General features: G+C 37.7%; 17 protein-coding genes. 6 read left to right on the forward strand and 11 right to left on the reverse strand.

The genetic code is table 11. The features are described 5' to 3' along the window. Window positions 1-57: 57 nt before the first annotated feature. A complete protein-coding gene (locus LB467_RS06675) occupies window positions 58-1,137 on the forward strand; it encodes a WD40/YVTN/BNR-like repeat-containing protein (RefSeq protein WP_224473256.1) in 1,080 nt (359 codons plus the stop codon). A gap of 146 nt (window positions 1,138-1,283) precedes the next feature. On the opposite strand, the gene LB467_RS06680 is transcribed toward LB467_RS06675, so the two are convergent. Genes LB467_RS06680 through LB467_RS06690 form a run of 3 tightly spaced genes read right to left on the reverse strand, consistent with a single transcriptional unit; the run spans window position 1,284 to window position 2,835 of the window. Beyond that, window positions 1,284-1,733, reverse strand: coding sequence for a hypothetical protein (locus LB467_RS06680; protein WP_224473257.1), 450 nt, complete (start codon window positions 1,731-1,733; stop codon window positions 1,284-1,286). 2 nt (window positions 1,734-1,735) lie between these two features. Next, the gene (locus tag LB467_RS06685) at window positions 1,736-2,257 is read right to left on the reverse strand and encodes a hypothetical protein (protein WP_224473258.1); all 522 of its coding nucleotides are present in this window, start codon (window positions 2,255-2,257) and stop codon (window positions 1,736-1,738) included. A gap of 32 nt (window positions 2,258-2,289) precedes the next feature. Then, the gene (locus LB467_RS06690; protein ID WP_224473259.1) at window positions 2,290-2,835 is read right to left on the reverse strand and encodes an RNA polymerase sigma factor; all 546 of its coding nucleotides are present in this window, start codon (window positions 2,833-2,835) and stop codon (window positions 2,290-2,292) included. 628 nt (window positions 2,836-3,463) lie between these two features. Between LB467_RS06690 and serA the strand changes: the two genes are divergently transcribed. After that, window positions 3,464-5,356, forward strand: a complete 1,893-nt coding sequence (gene serA, locus LB467_RS06695) for a phosphoglycerate dehydrogenase (RefSeq protein WP_224473260.1) — start codon at window positions 3,464-3,466, stop codon at window positions 5,354-5,356. Between the two features lie 76 nt (window positions 5,357-5,432). On the opposite strand, the gene LB467_RS06700 is transcribed toward serA, so the two are convergent. From LB467_RS06700 to LB467_RS06720, 5 genes are all read right to left on the reverse strand, one after another. Further along, complete coding sequence (locus tag LB467_RS06700; RefSeq protein WP_224473261.1) at window positions 5,433-5,954, reverse strand: 5' nucleotidase, NT5C type; 522 nt, start codon at window positions 5,952-5,954, stop codon at window positions 5,433-5,435. Window positions 5,955-6,145: 191 nt separating this feature from the next. Then, window positions 6,146-6,817, reverse strand: a complete 672-nt coding sequence (locus LB467_RS06705) for a response regulator transcription factor (protein WP_224473262.1) — start codon at window positions 6,815-6,817, stop codon at window positions 6,146-6,148. Window positions 6,818-6,968: 151 nt separating this feature from the next. Beyond that, the gene (locus LB467_RS06710; protein WP_224473263.1) at window positions 6,969-7,364 is read right to left on the reverse strand and encodes a hypothetical protein; all 396 of its coding nucleotides are present in this window, start codon (window positions 7,362-7,364) and stop codon (window positions 6,969-6,971) included. 151 nt (window positions 7,365-7,515) lie between these two features. Beyond that, window positions 7,516-8,202, reverse strand: coding sequence for an aspartate/glutamate racemase family protein (locus LB467_RS06715; RefSeq protein WP_224473264.1), 687 nt, complete (start codon window positions 8,200-8,202; stop codon window positions 7,516-7,518). Window positions 8,203-8,223: 21 nt separating this feature from the next. Beyond that, entirely contained in the window at window positions 8,224-8,457 is a 234-nt protein-coding gene (locus LB467_RS06720; protein ID WP_224473265.1) for a heavy-metal-associated domain-containing protein, read from the reverse strand. Between the two features lie 204 nt (window positions 8,458-8,661). Between LB467_RS06720 and LB467_RS06725 the strand changes: the two genes are divergently transcribed. Further along, on the forward strand, window positions 8,662-10,044 hold the full coding sequence (locus LB467_RS06725; protein ID WP_224473266.1) for an MATE family efflux transporter: 1,383 nt from the start codon (window positions 8,662-8,664) through the stop codon (window positions 10,042-10,044). 199 nt (window positions 10,045-10,243) lie between these two features. After that, window positions 10,244-11,392: an MFS transporter gene (locus tag LB467_RS06730; protein WP_224473267.1), complete on the forward strand. Its 1,149-nt coding sequence runs from the start codon at window positions 10,244-10,246 to the stop codon at window positions 11,390-11,392. Between the two features lie 36 nt (window positions 11,393-11,428). On the opposite strand, the gene LB467_RS06735 is transcribed toward LB467_RS06730, so the two are convergent. The 3 genes from LB467_RS06735 to LB467_RS06745 all read right to left on the reverse strand — a co-directional run bounded on the left by LB467_RS06735 (window position 11,429) and on the right by LB467_RS06745 (window position 15,495). Next, window positions 11,429-12,022 carry a hypothetical protein gene (locus tag LB467_RS06735; protein ID WP_224473268.1) on the reverse strand — a complete coding sequence of 198 codons (594 nt, stop codon included), beginning with the start codon at window positions 12,020-12,022 and terminating at the stop codon, window positions 11,429-11,431. Between the two features lie 237 nt (window positions 12,023-12,259). After that, on the reverse strand, window positions 12,260-14,809 hold the full coding sequence (locus tag LB467_RS06740) for an ABC transporter permease (protein WP_224473269.1): 2,550 nt from the start codon (window positions 14,807-14,809) through the stop codon (window positions 12,260-12,262). Continuing rightward, complete coding sequence (locus LB467_RS06745; protein WP_224473270.1) at window positions 14,809-15,495, reverse strand: ABC transporter ATP-binding protein; 687 nt, start codon at window positions 15,493-15,495, stop codon at window positions 14,809-14,811. Before LB467_RS06745 ends, LB467_RS06740 begins: the two co-directional genes overlap by 1 nt. A gap of 104 nt (window positions 15,496-15,599) precedes the next feature. Between LB467_RS06745 and LB467_RS06750 the strand changes: the two genes are divergently transcribed. Together LB467_RS06750 and LB467_RS06755 are read left to right on the forward strand one after the other, a co-directional pair. Continuing rightward, a complete protein-coding gene (locus LB467_RS06750) occupies window positions 15,600-16,292 on the forward strand; it encodes an arylesterase (protein WP_224473271.1) in 693 nt (230 codons plus the stop codon). 125 nt (window positions 16,293-16,417) lie between these two features. Beyond that, a complete protein-coding gene (locus tag LB467_RS06755) occupies window positions 16,418-17,395 on the forward strand; it encodes a CNNM domain-containing protein (RefSeq protein ID WP_224473272.1) in 978 nt (325 codons plus the stop codon). Window positions 17,396-17,435: the final 40 nt, after the last annotated feature.

A 17,435-nucleotide genomic window follows, 5' to 3' on the forward strand; every position in this document is an offset into this window, starting at 1 on the left:
CTTTGACTCGATAATCGAGGTAGTTTACTGGATTTATAAAACGATAAAACCCAACCTATGAACAGATTTATAGTTTTTTTCCTGCTTTTAATATTTAGCGCCTGCAAAAATGAAAAAGAAGCTGAAAATGAAGAACAGGCTAAAGCTGAAATAGATTTTGCTTCAGTAGCAATAGAACCCATTCTGGAAGATGATTCCTTAAGTATTCGCGCAATTGAAATTATTGGGAATAACCTCGCTTTTGCGTCTAATAATGCCACCTTTGGAATGTATAATTTTGAAAACAAAACCTGGCGGACCAATACCCAAAAATACGATACGCTGGTTCCAGAGTTTAGAGCAGTAGCTTCTACCGATACAGATTTCTTTATGCTGAGCGTAGGTAGTCCTGCTTTACTTTATAAAACCGGAGATTCCGGGGCGATGGAACTGGTCTATAAAGAGGAGAACGAAAAAGCTTTTTACGATGCCATGGCTTTTTGGAACAACCAGGAAGGAATCGCGATGGGCGACCCAACCAATAATTGTATTTCTATAAATTGTATTTCTATAATTATTACACGTGACGGCGGAAAATCCTGGGAAAAATTAGACTGCGAAGTATTGCCTGAAGTTATAGAAGGTGAAGCGGCTTTTGCGGCCAGTAATTCTAATATCGCTATTCAAGGAGATAAAACCTGGATCTTAACCGGCGGAATAAAATCCCGAATTTATTTCTCACCAGATAAAGGTGAAACCTGGGAGGTTTTTGATACTCCCTTAATAGACGGGGAAGCGACAACCGGCGGCTATAGTGTGGATTTTTATGATGAGAATTTTGGGATTATCATGGGTGGAGATTATACTAATCCAGATGGAAATATGGGTAACAAGGCCATTACTAAAGATGGTGGCAAAACCTGGGTATTAGTTGCAGAAGGGGAGGATCCCGGTTATAAGAGTAGTGTAAAGTTTGTACCCAATAGTGGAGGAGAAAAGATAATTGCAACCGGATTTAGTGGGATTTCATACACTAAAGATTCAGGTAAAACCTGGGAAGAGCTTTCTAAAGAAGGTTTTTATACTTTAAAGTTTAAAAACGATTCGGTAGCATTTGCTGCCGGAAAAGGCCGAATTTCAAAACTAACTTTTAGATAAAAGAATCCCGGAAAGCCTAAGCCAACCGGGATACTAACTACTAACTAACCAAAAAACTAAATCTGAAACTCACTTAGTGAGATTTTTAATACCTCGATTTTACACCGAAGTATTTATTTTTTTCTGTGGACTCGCAAGAAGTTAACTTACTCTTCTTCCCGCTTTTCACGTTCTTTTCGTGCACGGTATTCTTTAATCAATTTTTTATGAAATTCGCCTTCAAGTTTATGAAGTTTAATAATTTCCTGTGCGGTCATTATTTCTTTCAAGTCCTTAAAAAGCTTCTGTTTTAAAATATAATCCTGTTTTTCTATCGTCACATATTCGGCTAACATTTCTTCGGCATCATCTTCTGTTATGCATTCCAGATTAGGAAGGTCTCTATGCTCACGTTTTCTTAGCTCGTGCATTTTTGATTCATATTCATTATAAATCGGCCAGAATTGCTGCGCTTTTTTCTTATCGAGATTTAATTCCTGAGTGAAAAACGCAGTTTTTAGCTCCTTAATTTTTTCACGATGAGAATCGTCACGTTCCTGTGATTGCATTTGCCACAATCCAGAAAACATAAATATTATAAGTATAAGTTTTTTCATATTTAATTTTCATCTAATATATAAAGGGGATCTTCTATATTTTCATCAAGATAATTCATCATCGCTTCAGAATTTATTGTATTTAAATCGGCATCGTCAATAATATAGCCTTGTTGAAAAATATAATTTGACATTTCCCCGGTAGAGAAATCTATATTATTATCATCTATATAGTTTTCCATTACTGAAAGTTCGAGATTTTCCCAACTGGTTTGTGTTTCGGGGTTTATATAGAAAGTACTGGCAAAAGCTATAACCATAGCCGCGATGCTCGCTGCATAAAGGAAAACTTCTTTCGTAAATAAGGTTCTTACTTTTGGTTCCTTTTTAGATACTTTTTCAAGCAACTCATCTTCCAGCCCGTCAAAATATCCTTTAGGCGTGGTAAAACCGGTTGATTTCTTTTCTCCCAGATTTTCTGAAAGTTTCACCATATCCAATAGTTCGTCCTCCAAACCCTCAAAATATTTTGATGGGGCTTTAAAACCTGACTTGGGATTATATGATAAACTATTCTTCTTCATTTGTTTATTTGACTATGAAAAGTACAAAAGGTTTAATTGGTTTTTAAGTATTCCTCTATTTTTTTGACCGCGTGATGGTAGGAGGCTTTTAACGCTCCTTCACTGGTTTCCAGAATTTCTGAGATCTCCCGGTATTTTAATTCCTGGAAATATTTCATATTAAAAACCTGTTGCTGTTTAGCCGGAAGACTGGCAATAGCCTGTTGCAATTTTAGTTGAATTTCATCTCCTTCAAAATAAACGTCGCTTTCCAAATTTGAAATAAGCTGCTGTTGTAAATCCTCTGAAGTAATATGATTTCGTTTAGCCCTTTTATTTAGAAAGCTAATCGATTCGTTAGTAGCTATACGATACATCCAGGAAAACAATTTACTTTCTCCTTTAAAATTATGAATATTTCTAAATACTTTTATAAAAGTATTTTGAAGCACATCATGCGCATCTTCATGGTCCTTGACCATGTTACGTATGTGCCAGTATAAGCGCTCTTTATATAAAGATACCAGTTCTTTAAAAGCTTCTGAAGAAGTCTTTTTATCCTGTAAGCGTTTAATAAGGAGATTTTCGGACGTTTTCAAAGGGATGCTAGTCTTAATACTTTTTGGTGAATCCCGTGTAACGGAAGTCAAAGGTAATTAAAACTTTATTCTTCTTAAAGTCAGTGCATAAAAGAATTTAAGGAAGAAATCCTTTTCACCTTAAAGTGCATTTCATCGATTAAATGCATAAAAAACGGATAAAAAGCACTTTTTGTTTGATAAATAGGTTTTTTTAATATACTTTTACATTATCAAAATGATTTAATCTTTTTTGCCCCAAATGAAAATGAATTAAGTCTTTTATTCTTATTTGCCCCAAAATGAGAGTAATTCTAAGAAAAGGATGGAGTTTTTTACTTCATCCTTTTTTTGTGTTTAATTCCTATCCTAATATAAGCCGGGAGACGGTTGAAAACAAAAACGGACAATTAAATAAAGAACCTAATTTTTATTGAAAAGACTTTTTTATTTTTAAAACCAAGAAAGTTTCATTTTTAAGACTTAATTTTCACTTGATTTTATCAGCTCCACATTTTATAGCGCTTCATTTTATGAAATATTGAAAATCTTCGGTTAATAAGATTTTCGACGCTTTATTTTACTGAAATAAGTTAATTAAGATTCCTAAAAATAGTAGTTTTAGGGCTCATTTTAGAGTACCTTAACTATGAGTGAAAACAAGCACTTTGTAATTGATTTCGACAGCACATTTACCCAGGTAGAAGCCCTGGATGTTTTGGGAGAAATATCCCTGGCCAACGATCCCGACAGAAAAAAGAACCTCGATGAGGTAGAAGCCCTAACCGATAGGGGAATGAACGGAGAAATCTCTTTTAGAGAATCGTTGGTAGAGCGGATAAGGCTTTTAAAAGCGAATAAAAGTGATTTACCAAAATTAGTAGAAAATTTAAGTGAAAGGGTTTCCTCTTCATTTGTTAGAAACCGGGAATTTTTTAATGATCATCACGAAAATATCTATATCGTATCCAACGGTTTTAAGGAATTTATAGTTCCAATAGTAGAACCTTACGGCATTAAAGCCGAGAATGTTTTCGCCAATACATTTGAGTTCGATGAAAGTGGCGGAATTGTTGGTTTTGATAAAGACAATGTGCTTTCTTCCAGTAACGGGAAAGTAGAACAACTTAAAAAACTAAAATTAAAAGGTGATGTTTATGTAATTGGCGATGGTTACAACGATTATGAAATAAAAGCCGCGGGACTTGCCAATAAGTTTTATGCCTTTACCGAAAATGTGGAAAGGGCAAATATTCTTGAAAAGGCAGACCATATAACACCAAGTTTAGACGAATTTTTATTTGTACACAATATGAACAAAGCGATCTCTTATCCTAAAAACCGAATTAACGTGCTTCTTCTTGAAAATGTACACCAGGACGCGGTAGACATTATGAAGAAAGAAGGTTATAATGTTACTGTACATCCCGGCGCAATGGATGAAGATGAACTTTGTGAGCGTATAAAAGATGTTTCGGTAATTGGGATTCGGTCTAAAACCCATCTAACTGAAAAAGTTTTGGAAAATGCCAACCGACTAATTGCGGTGGGAGCTTTTTGTATAGGAACCAATCAGATAGATCTGCAGGCCTGTCTAAAGAAAGGAGTTGCGGTTTTTAACGCGCCTTACAGCAATACGAGATCTGTAGTTGAATTGGCTATAGGGGAGATAATCTTACTTATGCGTAACCTACCCGACAAAATGCGCTTAATGCACGAAGGGAAATGGGAGAAATCTGCCACAAACAGCTTTGAAACCAGGGGTAAAAAACTTGGGATTATTGGCTACGGAAATATTGGTGCACAACTTTCGGTAATGGCAGAATCGGTTGGGTTTGATGTTTATTATTATGATGTTCAGGAAAAACTGCCAATGGGAAATGTTACCAAGTGCCATTCCCTAAAAGAGCTTTTAGAAACTGTAGACATTGTTACTCTTCATGTAGACGGAAGAATAGAGAACAAGAATATTATCGGCGAGAAGGAATTTGGTTATATGAAGGAAAACGTGATCTTCCTTAATTTAAGCAGGGGTCACGTAGTAGATATAAAAGCACTTAAAAAGAATATAGAATCCGGAAAAATAATGGGGGCGGGGATAGATGTTTATCCGCAGGAACCTAAGACCAATAATGAGGAATTCATCTCTGAATTAAGAAATTTGCCAAATGTGATCTTAACACCACATATTGGCGGCAGCACCCTGGAAGCCCAGGAAAATATAGGGAATTTCGTTCCGGGAAAAATCATAGAGTATATTAATACCGGAAGTACGACCAACTCGGTTAATTTCCCTAATCTACAACTGCCGGTGCTGCTTAATGCGCACAGGCTTATTCATATTCACGAAAACAGGCCGGGAATTTTAGCAGAGATCAACAGGATCCTCGCCGGGCATGATATTAATATTGAAGGCCAGTATTTAAAGACCAATGAGACCATTGGTTATGTAATTACCGATATTGATAAGAAATACGATAAAAAGGTGATAAAAGACCTTAAAGGCCTAAAAGGAACGATACGTTTCAGAGTTTTATACTAGAATAATTTTTTCTGAAAATATATCCCGGGAGTTATTTCTTTAAAAAAGGAAAAACGTCCCGGGATTTTTTTATTTCTTATTTCAAGATTTCTAAAACTTTCTGCCAGTTTTCGGCACGTTTGTGATTATTGAAATTTACGTTATGAAAAGCGCTAAACATAATGGTTTCCCCTTTAAAATAGTCGAGGTTTTTGAGATGGTCGTCTAACATAATATCTGTGTCTATGATACTTTTATCTCCGCAAAAAACGATGTTTTTCCAATGAATAAAAGGAAAATGCTCCTCCAGCCAGGCTCTTTTCTCAACCAAACTCTGCGGAAACTCCATTGCAGCTGAAACAATATAAATCTCATAATTTTCCTGAAGCTTTTTTACCGCTTCTACAGCCCCATCCATAACGGGAACGGTTCTAAAAAAAATTTCGGTAGAAGCGAATTTCTTAACCATTCCTTTTTTAGGAAATGCATTTTCTTCACTTTTTCCTTTTAAATCTTGTTTGCTGAATTTTTCGCCATAATCGCGTTCATACCAGCTTATAAAATGTGCTTCAACATCGGCTAAAACGCCGTCCATATCTATTGCGATCGATTTTTTCATAGCATAGTGTTTTTGATGTGAAGTAGCTAAAATAAGCAGTTTTATAACCAAAGGCGTTAATATACCCACTTTTGGGTATTGCGACCTTTGTAGTTATCAGGTATTTTTACTTAGTATTATTTCGTTTAGACTAAAAGGGATGCGGCTTGGTTTAAGGTAGGGGTTAAACCAGGTAGTTTTCCCTTTTTATTTTATATTAAATCAAAAGCGTAAGCATATTTTGTGAATTCATAAGAGCTTTTTATACCTAGTTTTTGCTTAATATTTTTTCTATGAGTAGAAACTGTTTCTACCGAGATAAAAAGTTTTTCAGCAATTTTTACTGAACTTTCCCCCATCGCAACCAGTTTTAAGACTTCTTTTTCTCTATCTCCTAAATTTAAAAAATGCTCCAGATTTTGATTGAAAAACATATTTTCTGCCAGTAAACGTTCGGCTTTATTTGGAATATGTTTCATTTGGTCTATGGGAATAGCGGTAGTACATGTGTGTGTGGGTATACCGTCTTTAGACTGGTGAAATATACGAACGGAACTAAGGTGCCAAACCCATTCTTTACGTTTTTTGAATTTAACCTGCTGAAAAAAGCTGAAAGTTTCTTCCGGATCCTGATTGGCAAGGAGTGCTTCCATTTTTTTTAAGAAATTGGTCATATCTTCATTATTAAAGAAACGCTTATGATAATCGGCTCCAATTTCCTGAAGTTCCTTTTGTTTAATTCCCAATTTCGACAAACCTTTTTCGCTCATATAAATTGGTGTAAAAGGTTCTAATTGATGCACTACCACCACACAGGGCATAAAATCTGCCGTTTCTTTCAATAATTCCATTTTTTCCTCCAGAATTGCAGAATCAGTTTCCATCTTTTTTATCGTATTGGTTAGTTGCTACCTAAGATAAAAATTTCTACGTGCAATTAGATTGGTTTTAATTGATTATGTTCTTGTTTTTGAGGGATACTTAGTAGAATTCTGCTAAGCCTGTCTTAATTTAAAGTAAACGGAGGAGAGGATTTTAATCTAGAATAATTTCCAAAGCGCCTGAAATATAATACACATGGCAGCAATCGACACCGACTTCGTATTCTTGTTCCACCAAAAGATCTTCATCTTGAAATCCCTGAAAAAGAAGACTGATTTCTTCATTTTTATATTGGGAAACAAAATTGTCATTAAAGATTGTGTAGAAACCATTCTCAAAATCACTAATTAGATTAAGTTGGCGATCGTTGGTAATATCGGTGATGCTAGTGCTGTCTAATACCACGGGATTTCTTTGTGTATCAGTTATCTCAACCGTAATACTCCTAAATTCTTCGGTGCAAATTCCGCTGCATTCCCTGCTTTTCTCTTTTCCGCAGGAAAAACTGAGAGAAATAATTCCAATAAATAAAATAAATCTGGGTAGCATGACTAAATCGTTTTCCTGTAAGATGCGGAAAATATCGAATGCTTGCGCTAAATATTAAAAGAATTTACTCGATAATCGAGATTTATCCCGATAAATATCGGGAGCTCCAAGACCTGTCCGAATCATTCAGGCTGGCTTGCCCCGAGTTAGTTTAATAATCCTTCAAAATAAATTCAGTTGCCATTTGCGCATGCAGTTTTGTGGTATCTAAGAGTGGAATTTCTGTATCCGTTTCTTTGATTAACATGGGAAGTTCTGTACAGCCTAAAATTATGGCTTCGGCGCCGCGCTCTTTAAGCAATTGCATTTGCTCTAAATAGAAATTTTTTGCTGTATCGGTAAATTTGCCTTGCGTGAGCTCTTTGGAAATAAACCGGTGGGTTTCCTCGATAAAATCTTCAGCAGGAATTAAAGTTTCAATTTGATGTTCTTCTGCTAATCTTCCCTGAAGAAATTCTCTCGTCATCGTAGGTTTGGTGCCTAAAAGTCCCAGCTTTTTAAAACCTTTCTGTTTGGCTTCCTTTGCGATTGCATCAGCGATATGAAGTATAGGAATATTGATTTTTGCCTGCACAAAATCGAAAACCAGATGCGGCGTATTGGCGCAAATTATTATTGCTTTTGCTCCGGAATTTTCAAGTTTTTGAGCAATTTCTAAATATGAATTTTTAATTTTTTCAGGATCGTTTTCACGCATCAACTTTACGTTTAGACTGTATAAAAGCAATGGCGGATTTTGTTCCGAACCAATTTCTTCACCTACAAGCTCATTTAAAAGTCGGTAATATTCTATGGTAGAGTGCCAGGAGGTACCCCCAATCATTCCCAGTAAATTCATAAATTTTAGATTTTTCCTAAATTATGCAATTTTAAGTTCCTGTTTGAATTCTGCTTCTTTTTCCAGTTTACGAAAGCTGCTTAGAATTCCCACAGCTTCCAATGCCGCACCTTCAGAATCATAGGTGAAGGTGATTTTAGAGGATTTAGTATCAGGTAAAATATCGTGAATATCCTCAATTTTAGAAAGTTCTTTGGTGACGTATTCAATGCAGTTTCCGCAGTTTAGTTCTTCCAGTAAAATAGTAGCTTTCATAATTTCTAGTTTTTAATTTATACAAAATTAAAGTCAGGGATTCAGAAATTCTATGAGGAAGATCAGTTTAGGGTATTTTACTTAAGGAAAACAGGACTCGTTTCTTACTTTTGCAGATTACTTTTAAGAAATGGTTAAAGGAAAGCTGACAGATTAAGTTAGGATAAAAATTTTGTTTCTTGCAGCGTTAAAATTTCAAAGAAATTGCGAAAGAAAAGACAGCCCATAAAATATACTGAAGGCAGGATTTTTAGTTCCCTGGCCAACCTGGCCTGGCCTATAATCCTGGCCAATATTTTACAAACAGCCTATCAGTTAATCGATACGTTCTGGCTGGGAAGACTGGGTGCTGATGCTGTAGCTGCGGTGAGTATTAGTTTCCCCATTCTTTTTCTTATTCTCTCGCTGGGAGCGGGATTAACGCTGGCAGGAACTGTAATTGTCTCGCAATACAAAGGCGCTGAAAATCAGGATCAGGTTAATTACAGCTCTTCACAAACCGTTTTTGTGATCTTTTTTATATCGGTTTTACTGGCTGTTGTAGGATATTTTTCTGCAGCTCCCTTAATGAAGCTCATAGGGGCAGGTCCCGAAATTCTGAGTGACTCCGTAAGCTATTTTAAAGTCTCTTCGCTGGGCTTTATTTTCCTGTTTATGTTCTACGTCTTCCAGTCGCTTATGCGCGGGATAGGGAATGTACTGCTGCCTATGTATATTGTGCTGGCCACAGTTTTACTAAACTTAGTCTTAGACCCGCTTTTTATTTTCGGTTTTGGGCCCATTCCAGGTTTTGGAGTAGCGGGAGCCGCTGTAGCCAGTGTGATCACTCAGGGTTTGTCGGCTTTAATCGGATTAATAATTCTTTTCCGTGGAAATAAAGGTATAAAAATTAATTTGAGCAGGATGAAATTCGATTTTTCCTGGACGCGAAGTATGTTTAATATCGGGATTCCTTCCAGTATAGAAATGTCTACCCGTGCCGGTGGGATGACGGTTATGGTAATGCTGGTAACCAGTTTTGGAAGTGAAGTTGTAGCCGCTTATGGAATTGGCAGCAGGGTTTTGAGTCTTATTGTAGTGCCCGCACTTGGTTTTGCCATAGCTACCACTACTTTGGTTGGCCAGAATATTGGAGCCGGGAAAATAAAACGGGCAGAACGAATTGGAAACTTAAGCACTAAAATTGCCTTTTTTGGTCTAACCGGAGTAGGCATGATCCTTTTCTTTTTGGCGGAACCTATAACGGCGTTTTTTGTGCCAAACGATCCCGGGGTGATTCGGGACGGCTCTTTGTTTATAAAGATTATGGCGCCCAGTTTTGGCGTACTCGGGGTGCAGCAGGTTTTAAATGGGGTTTTTAATGGTGCAGGTTTTACAAAGGCGTCGCTGTTAATTTCGGTATTTGCGCTTTGGATTGTTAGATTTCCTACTGCCTTTGTGTTATCTAATAATACAGATCTTTCTTTTGAAGGAATTTGGTGGGCTTTCCCAATTTCTAATCTTATCGCAGCTATTGTAGCTTTTATCTATTATAAAATGGGATATTGGAAGTTGAGGACAATTCGTTACCGGCATCGCCAACTTTAATCCCTCATTGAGGGTTTATTTCCCCGAGGCCTGCCCGAATCATTCAGGCGGGCTTGCCTCGAAATTATAAAATAGTTTTCCAATTCATACCTCGTGGGCTTGCCCTGAGGTTCTTGATTTCTTTCAGTAAAATTTTAATTCTCGAAATTATTTTTCTGAAGAAATAAATGCGAATTTTATCCTTTTATAAGTTTTAAAAATGAAAACTGAAAACCAGCAACGAATTGCACTTAGCACCTATTTCTTTCTCTCGGGTTTTTGTTTTTCTACCTGGGCGTCGCGAATTCCTAACATTAAAATGGCTTTCGATTTAAATGAAGCAGAACTGGGAAACCTGCTTATGGTTATGCCGATAAGTTCACTTATTGGCCTCCCGGTTTCAGGCTGGTTGGTTTCTCGCTTTGAAAGCAGGTTTCCATTAATTGTATCTTTTGTTTTATTAGCAGCCTCCCTTAGTATAATCGGGATTGCCGATAGCCTCTTTTTGCTAATCACGGGAATTTTTGCTTTTGCATTTTCTATGCGAATTTTTAATATCGCTATGAATACGCAATCCTTAACACTACAGAAAAACTTTAAAAGAAAGATTATTGGTTCTTTTCACGGGCTGTGGAGCACAGGCGGACTTTTAGGGGTTGCGTTTTCCACTTTACTAATCAAATTTGATGTTCCTATTTACCAGCATCTACCGGCGGTTGCCATCTTTACTTTTATTTTAGCATTAATTGCTTTTAAATCTTTGCTGAAAAAAGATCGTTCTACCCAGGGAAATAAACTGCGCTTCGGAAAACCCGATAAACCAACGATGTATCTTGGCTTTATAGTTTTTCTTGCCGCAATTACCGAAGGAGGAATGTTCGATTGGAGTGGAGTGTATTTTAAAGAAGTGGTGAACGAAGATATTTTTACCCTGGGATATTTGATTTTTATGGTCTTTATGGCACTTTCCCGTTTCTTTTCAGATCGGATTGTGGAAAGAATAGGGATGGAAAAGAATTATATTATAAGCGCTTCCCTGGTATGTTTTGGTGTTTTGCTTATGGTTATATTCCCATATTTCTGGCCGGCATTAATCGGGTTTTGTTTGGTAGGGATTGGAGTAGCGGCAGTCATTCCAATGACATTTCTTCTTGCGGGTTCTTCGGAAAAATATTCCCCGGGAATGGCGATTTCCATTATTACAACTTATGCTATCGTAGGAATGCTTTTAGGCCCGCCGCTGGTTGGGTATTTAGCACATTTATTTAATCTGAAAGTATCCTTTATCCTTTTCTTTATTTCAGCATTAATGCTGATTCCTATTTCACAGCTTTTCTTTAAAAAGCAGAAAGAAAATGCTCAGCAATAAGGGAGATATATTTTAAAGAATGAATGCTTTCAATTATTAATCTTTATCAGCCGGTGTGATCATAATATGTGCGCGGTGCGTTCCGGGATCCATTAACCAGGGCATTCCGGGAACGTGAGGCTTATCGGGAAGTCCGGTTTCCTCGGTGGTAGCATAAGGCATATAAATCACGTAGCGCAGTTTTGCATCTTTCAATTCCCCGGTTTCACGGTTTAAATTCGCTTCTTTACCTGAAAGGATGTAAGTCATACTTGGTGCATCGGGCATTTTTAGTTTTCCGCTTTCTACTTCTTGCTGACGTACCGCCCGGGTTTGCATCATATCCTTGCCTTCAGCTTTTAATTCCCTTCCACGGGACATAAAGTCGTCCAGTTTTTTATTGTAACAACTCACCGAAATACCGTTCATATTTGGATCGTCCGCAATGCAAACCAGGTTGTTAGTGCCTTCTTTCAGTAAAACAACTTTGCCTTCCCGGTCATAGCCGTAAACGCTCACGGCATTTCTGTCTTCTTCAGGCGCGGCCATACTGGCCATTTTTATCTGGATTTCTTCAGAAATATATTCTTCCTGGGCTATTCCGTGAAAACCGAAAGCCAGGATTACAATGGTGGAAAGTAAATTTTTCATTTTAAACTGATTTTAATTTATAATGCTTGTAGTATAATCTAGTGATAATATTGGAGAACGTCATGCTGAACATGTTTCAGCATCTAACTTGAAAAGTATTAATCTTATCTTAGACCCCCGATAAAAATCGGGGCAGGCTCTGAAACCGGTTCAGGGTGACGATTCAACTAAATTGTAAAAGCTAATAACTACTCTTAATTCCATCCTTCATTATCCATTCATCTAAAGTTACATATTTTAAGTCACTTCTTTCCTTAAAACTTCTAAAGGTGGTTTTCTAATTACACTTAAACTATTGCTCAATCCAATGATTAAAACAAGCAATACGATTCCCGGGAATACTACCAAAAATGGAATTAGAGATGGCGTAAACGGGGATTCAAAAACCAACCAGGCCAATAATTGACTGCTGATTAAAGATAATAAAACACCCGATAATCCGCCAAGAACCCCTAAATAAATATATTCCAGGGCAGTGATATTCAGTATCTGTTTGCCTTTAGCCCCCAGGGTTCGCAGCAGTACGCTTTCCCGAATTCGTTGATATTTACTGGTTCTTATCGCACCTAATAGCACAATAATTCCTGTGAGAATACTAAAGAATGCCATAAAATTAATGATCCAGGAAATTCTTCCTAAAAGCATTTCTATAACATTTAAAACCTGCCTTAAATCTATAATGGAAACATTGGGGAACTTTTTAACCAATTCCTGCTGTAATGCAGCCGATTTTTCTTCCCCGGGAACTTTGGTGGTTAAAACGTGAAATTGTGGAGCTTCTTCCAGAACACCTTCAGGAAATACAAGAGAAAAATTTAATTGCATCCTTGACCAGTCAACAGTTCTTACACTGCCTACTACGGCATCAAGTAGAACACCCTGAACGTTGAAGGTTAGTTCATCCCCAACATCAACTTTAGCATCTTCAGCAAAATTATCACTTATAGAAACGGGTACTGGTTTAATATCAGCTCCTTCAGCCGTCCACGATCCACTTTCAATATTTTCCGAAGCAATAAGGGAGTCGCGATAAGTAACCCGGAATTCATGATTTAAAACCCAACTATTAATTTGCGAAGTTGTATCATTTCTAATCTCGTTAACCGATTTTCCAGCTATGCTTTGTACCCTCATGGTAACAATAGGAATATCGCTTAAAACCGGTAAATTGTTCGCTTTTATAGTTTGAGCTACGGCTTCTCGCTGTTCACTTTGTACATCCAAAAGAATCATATTCGGGCTATCGGCCTGCGATTCTATAGAAGCCTGTGCCAGCAACAGATCTTTACTGAAATAAAGCGTACTTATCAAAAAAGTTCCGATGCCAATTGCGAGTACGAGCGTTAAAGTTTGATTTTGTGGCCTAAAAAGGTTCAAAAGACTTTGCCTGGCCGCAAATCCCCAGCTATGCGGGAAATATTTGCGAATAGCCTGCATAAACAAGTAAGCTACTCCGGCGAGAATAGAAAAGGTAACTAAAATGCCACCTACAAAAGCGAGGGAATATTCCCAGTCTTCCAGGAGCCAGAGCGAAAACAAAAAGATGAATAAAAAGATACCTAAAGAAACCAGGATAATCGCCTTTCGGGATTTTTTGGATTCTTCTTTTACAACCCTTAATGCCTGTAAGGGAGAAATATAAAGTGTACCGATTAAAGGATATAAAGCGAATAATACCGACATTAAAATCCCTAATAAGATTCCCATTACAATCACCTGTAAAGAGAAAGTGATTTGCACATCTACCGGGAGCAGGCCTTCCAATAGCCATGGAAATAATTGCTGTAGGACCAACCCAAGAGCGGTGCCGATAATGCCGCCAATTAGGCCCATAAAAGCCACCTGAATTAAATAAATTAAAAACGTTTGTTTTTTGCTGGCCCCCAGGCATTTTAAAACCGCTACCGCACGTAATTTTTCTTTGATGTAAATATGAATAGCACTTGCAATACCAACACAACCCAGCAACAGGGCTATAAAAGCAACGAGGTTAAGGAATTTCCCGAAATTTTCATAACGCCTACCGAGTCGGTCGCTGGTAGAGGTATGGGTGTCTATATCTGCTTCTTCAGCATCAAGAATGGGATCAAGCTCTTCGTCCAGCTTTTCCATATCGGTTTTAGGATCGGCCGTGAAATAAAATTCATAATCTATCCGGCTCCCGGTTTGTACAAGACCGGATTCTTCAATAAATCTATATGGAATAAGTACCGGTGGCGCTACGGAACTAAAAATAGCCGTACTACCGGGAACGCTGTTAAGTGCACCGGCAATAGGTAAAGTAACTTTTCCGATTTTTATGCTGTCTCCAGGTTTTATTCCCAATTGAAGCATCACGGTGGCATCAACCAATGCCGCGCCATCTTCCTGGTAAGTATTTGCGGCAGCTACCGGTTGAGTCTCCAATTCACCATAAAACGGGAATCCGCCTTCAATTCCTCTAACTTGCATTAACTTGGTGGCTTCGTTTTGCGGAAAAGCAGCCATAGAAGCAAACTTGATCTCCCGGGCCTCTGCGCCGCCCAGCGAATCCATAATTTGCATTACACGCTCATTGGGGGGATCGTCGCTGTCTATTTTAAAATCGGCGCCCATTAGCGCTTTTGATTGTAAGGAAATATTGTCTTTTAGGTTTTCCCCAAAAGATTGTATGGAAACCACTGCGGCAATTCCCAGCACGATAGAAGCCATAAAAAGCGTTAACTTTTTACCGCTGGCTTTCCCGTCACGCCACGCCATTTTAAAAAGCCAGTTAAAGCCCGGTTTCGAGGTTTTATTGTTGCTCATTATACGTGCTTTTCCTGGTTTTCAACAATTCGTCCACCTTTTAACCTAAGAATGTGCTGGGTTTTTTCGGCTAATTCAATATCGTGGGTCACGATAATTAGCGTTGTCCCGGCCTCTTTATTAAGATCGAAAAGCAAGGCTTCTACTTTTTCCCCGGTTTCGGCATCCAGGTTTCCTGTGGGTTCATCTGCAAATAAGATGGACGGGCGGGTAGAAAAAGCACGGGCCAAAGCTACCCTTTGCTGTTCCCCACCGGAAAGTTGGGAAGGATAATGATTTATACGGTCTCCCAAACCTACTTTTCCCAGTAATTCTTTACTTATTTTAGAAGCATCTTTATTTCCCTGCAGTTCCAATGGAACGGCCACATTTTCTAAAGCCGTAAGGGTGGGCAGTAGTTGAAAATCCTGGAAAACAAAACCAATATGCTGATTTCTAAGAAGTGCCCTTTCATCTTCCCCCAGGGTGTTTAGTTCGCTTCCGCATAAATTAATAGAACCCGAATCTGGGCTGTCTAATCCGGCACAAAGGCCCAAAAGGGTTGTTTTTCCACTTCCTGAGGGCCCAACGATGGCAAAGGTTTTTCCTTCTTCAACATCAAAATTAATATCCTGTAATACTTTAAGTTTTTTGGATCCGCTGGAATAGCTTTTCTCCAGGTTGGTAACGTTTAATATCTTTGTCATCTTGGAACTTGATTATTTTCTTTTTTGAATCCCTCATGGGTTTGCCCTGAGGTAGTTGATTAAAGGCAAAATAAGGAAATGATTTGATTATAAACCCCGTTGCTATGAGAAACTTGATGCGTTATTGCGCGATTCTTTCAATATTTTTGATGTTTTCCTGCGGAGAAAATGCCGGAAAAAAATCGGAGGAAGCTCCCGCTGAAGAAGCCGAAACTAAAACTGAAGCTGAGGTTGCTGAAAAGGATGTGATCCTTTTCTTCGGAAACAGTTTGACAGCTGGAATGGGTTTGGAACCTTCTGAAGCTTTTCCGGCACTTATTCAAAACAGACTGGATTCCCTTGGTTATGATTACGAAGTTGTGAACGCCGGGTTAAGCGGGGAAACCACAGCCAGCGGGAAAAACAGGATCAACTGGGTTTTAAATCAGGATGTAGATGTTTTTGTTTTAGAATTAGGTGCTAATGATGGCCTACGCGGAATTCCAATAGAAGAAACCAAAAGGAACCTTCAGGATATCATTACTACGGTAAAAGAGGAAAATCCAGACACCAAGATAGTTTTGGCCGGAATGCAGATTCCCCCTAATATGGGAGAAGAATACACCAGCGAATTCAGGAATATTTTCCCTGAACTTGCCGAAAAAAACGATGTGAAACTTATTCCATTTCTTCTTGAAGGAGTTGCCGGAGATCCTGAATTAAATCAGCAGGATGGTATTCACCCCACGGCTGATGGCTATAAAATTGTAACCGAAAATGTTTGGAGTGTACTGGAAGAGGTAGTGGAGAAGAAGTAGTCTTGTAATTAAACCAGGGTTTATATGTAATCCTTCAAAGCATAGTTAATAAAATCATACTTATTCATTTTATAGTGTAAAATGATATAATATTGCCAAGAGTAATCCCCTTAAACTTTACTTCTATGACGATATTTGTTATTAGTTCCCTGGTAGCTATTATAGTGTCCTTTTTATGTTCACTTACCGAAGCAACTTTACTGAGTTTAAATAACGTAAAAATTGAAACCGATAAGCAAAAGGCGATAAAATACGCCGTGATCCTGGATAGGCTAAAAGCCAATATTAACCGCCCCATAGCTGCTATTCTCATCCTGAACACCATTGCCCATACCGGCGGCGCTACCATTGCAGGAAGTGCCTTTGATGAAATTTACGGTGATGAGTGGATATGGGTTTTCTCTGTGGTTTTTACTATTGTGATCCTTTTTGGGACCGAAATTTTACCTAAGGTTATTGGAGTTTCCAATTCAGCTAATTTAGCTAGATATATAGCCCTTCCGTTAGAAATTACCATTAAAATCCTCTCCCCGCTTATTTATATTACCGATTTATTTAACAGGCTAATTTTGAGAAAAAAAGAAACCTCTAATAAATACTCTTTAGAGGATATTCAAACCATAGCTAAAGTTGCCCAGGTAGAAAATGTAATCAATAAAGAACAGGAAGAAATTATTGTGAAAACCTCAAAATTAAAAAGTAGAAAAATTGAAGAGGTAATGGTACCACTTTCAGAAGTAATTTATTTTCCAGAGGCAATTGAAGTAAATGAATTTTTTGATAGTGCTGAACAACATTTACATACCCGTTATCCAACAAGTAAGACTAATTCTGCCCAGGATATTTTTGGCTATTTAAACTTAAAAGAAATTGCCCTGCAACGAGATAAGTTGAGTTCTGATAATCTTTCTAAGTTTATACGCCCCATACTTTTTGTAAAAGATACGAATAGTATTATCCAGGTTCTTAAAGAGCTGAATGAAAAAAGATATCATCTTGCTATCGTTGCAAATGAAAAAGGAGATTATATTGGGATGGTAACTTTAGAGGATATTGTAGAAGAAATAGTTGGCCAAATTGCCGATGAATTCGATATAGAATAACTTGCCAATTATAATCCACTTTCTAAAAAACACATTTTAA

Origin of the sequence: Salegentibacter tibetensis, assembly GCF_020164485.1 — a bacterium.
Lineage (GTDB): Bacteria > Bacteroidota > Bacteroidia > Flavobacteriales > Flavobacteriaceae > Salegentibacter > Salegentibacter tibetensis.

Bases quoted from the DNA above. Each gene is read 5' to 3' on its own strand.
- LB467_RS06715 (WP_224473264.1), bottom strand. From the start codon at position 8,202: ATGAATTTACTGGGAATGATTGGGGGTACCTCCTGGCACTCTACCATA.
- LB467_RS06680 (WP_224473257.1), bottom strand. From the start codon at position 1,733: ATGAAAAAACTTATACTTATAATATTTATGTTTTCTGGATTGTGGCAA.
- LB467_RS06675 (WP_224473256.1), top strand. From the start codon at position 58: ATGAACAGATTTATAGTTTTTTTCCTGCTTTTAATATTTAGCGCCTGC.
- LB467_RS06700 (WP_224473261.1), bottom strand. From the start codon at position 5,954: ATGAAAAAATCGATCGCAATAGATATGGACGGCGTTTTAGCCGATGTT.
- LB467_RS06750 (WP_224473271.1), top strand. From the start codon at position 15,600: ATGAGAAACTTGATGCGTTATTGCGCGATTCTTTCAATATTTTTGATG.
- LB467_RS06755 (WP_224473272.1), top strand. From the start codon at position 16,418: ATGACGATATTTGTTATTAGTTCCCTGGTAGCTATTATAGTGTCCTTT.
- serA (WP_224473260.1), top strand. From the start codon at position 3,464: ATGAGTGAAAACAAGCACTTTGTAATTGATTTCGACAGCACATTTACC.
- LB467_RS06735 (WP_224473268.1), bottom strand. From the start codon at position 12,022: ATGAAAAATTTACTTTCCACCATTGTAATCCTGGCTTTCGGTTTTCAC.
- LB467_RS06740 (WP_224473269.1), bottom strand. From the start codon at position 14,809: ATGAGCAACAATAAAACCTCGAAACCGGGCTTTAACTGGCTTTTTAAA.
- LB467_RS06720 (WP_224473265.1), bottom strand. From the start codon at position 8,457: ATGAAAGCTACTATTTTACTGGAAGAACTAAACTGCGGAAACTGCATT.
- LB467_RS06710 (WP_224473263.1), bottom strand. From the start codon at position 7,364: ATGCTACCCAGATTTATTTTATTTATTGGAATTATTTCTCTCAGTTTT.
- LB467_RS06685 (WP_224473258.1), bottom strand. From the start codon at position 2,257: ATGAAGAAGAATAGTTTATCATATAATCCCAAGTCAGGTTTTAAAGCC.
- LB467_RS06730 (WP_224473267.1), top strand. From the start codon at position 10,244: ATGAAAACTGAAAACCAGCAACGAATTGCACTTAGCACCTATTTCTTT.
- LB467_RS06745 (WP_224473270.1), bottom strand. From the start codon at position 15,495: ATGACAAAGATATTAAACGTTACCAACCTGGAGAAAAGCTATTCCAGC.
- LB467_RS06705 (WP_224473262.1), bottom strand. From the start codon at position 6,817: ATGGAAACTGATTCTGCAATTCTGGAGGAAAAAATGGAATTATTGAAA.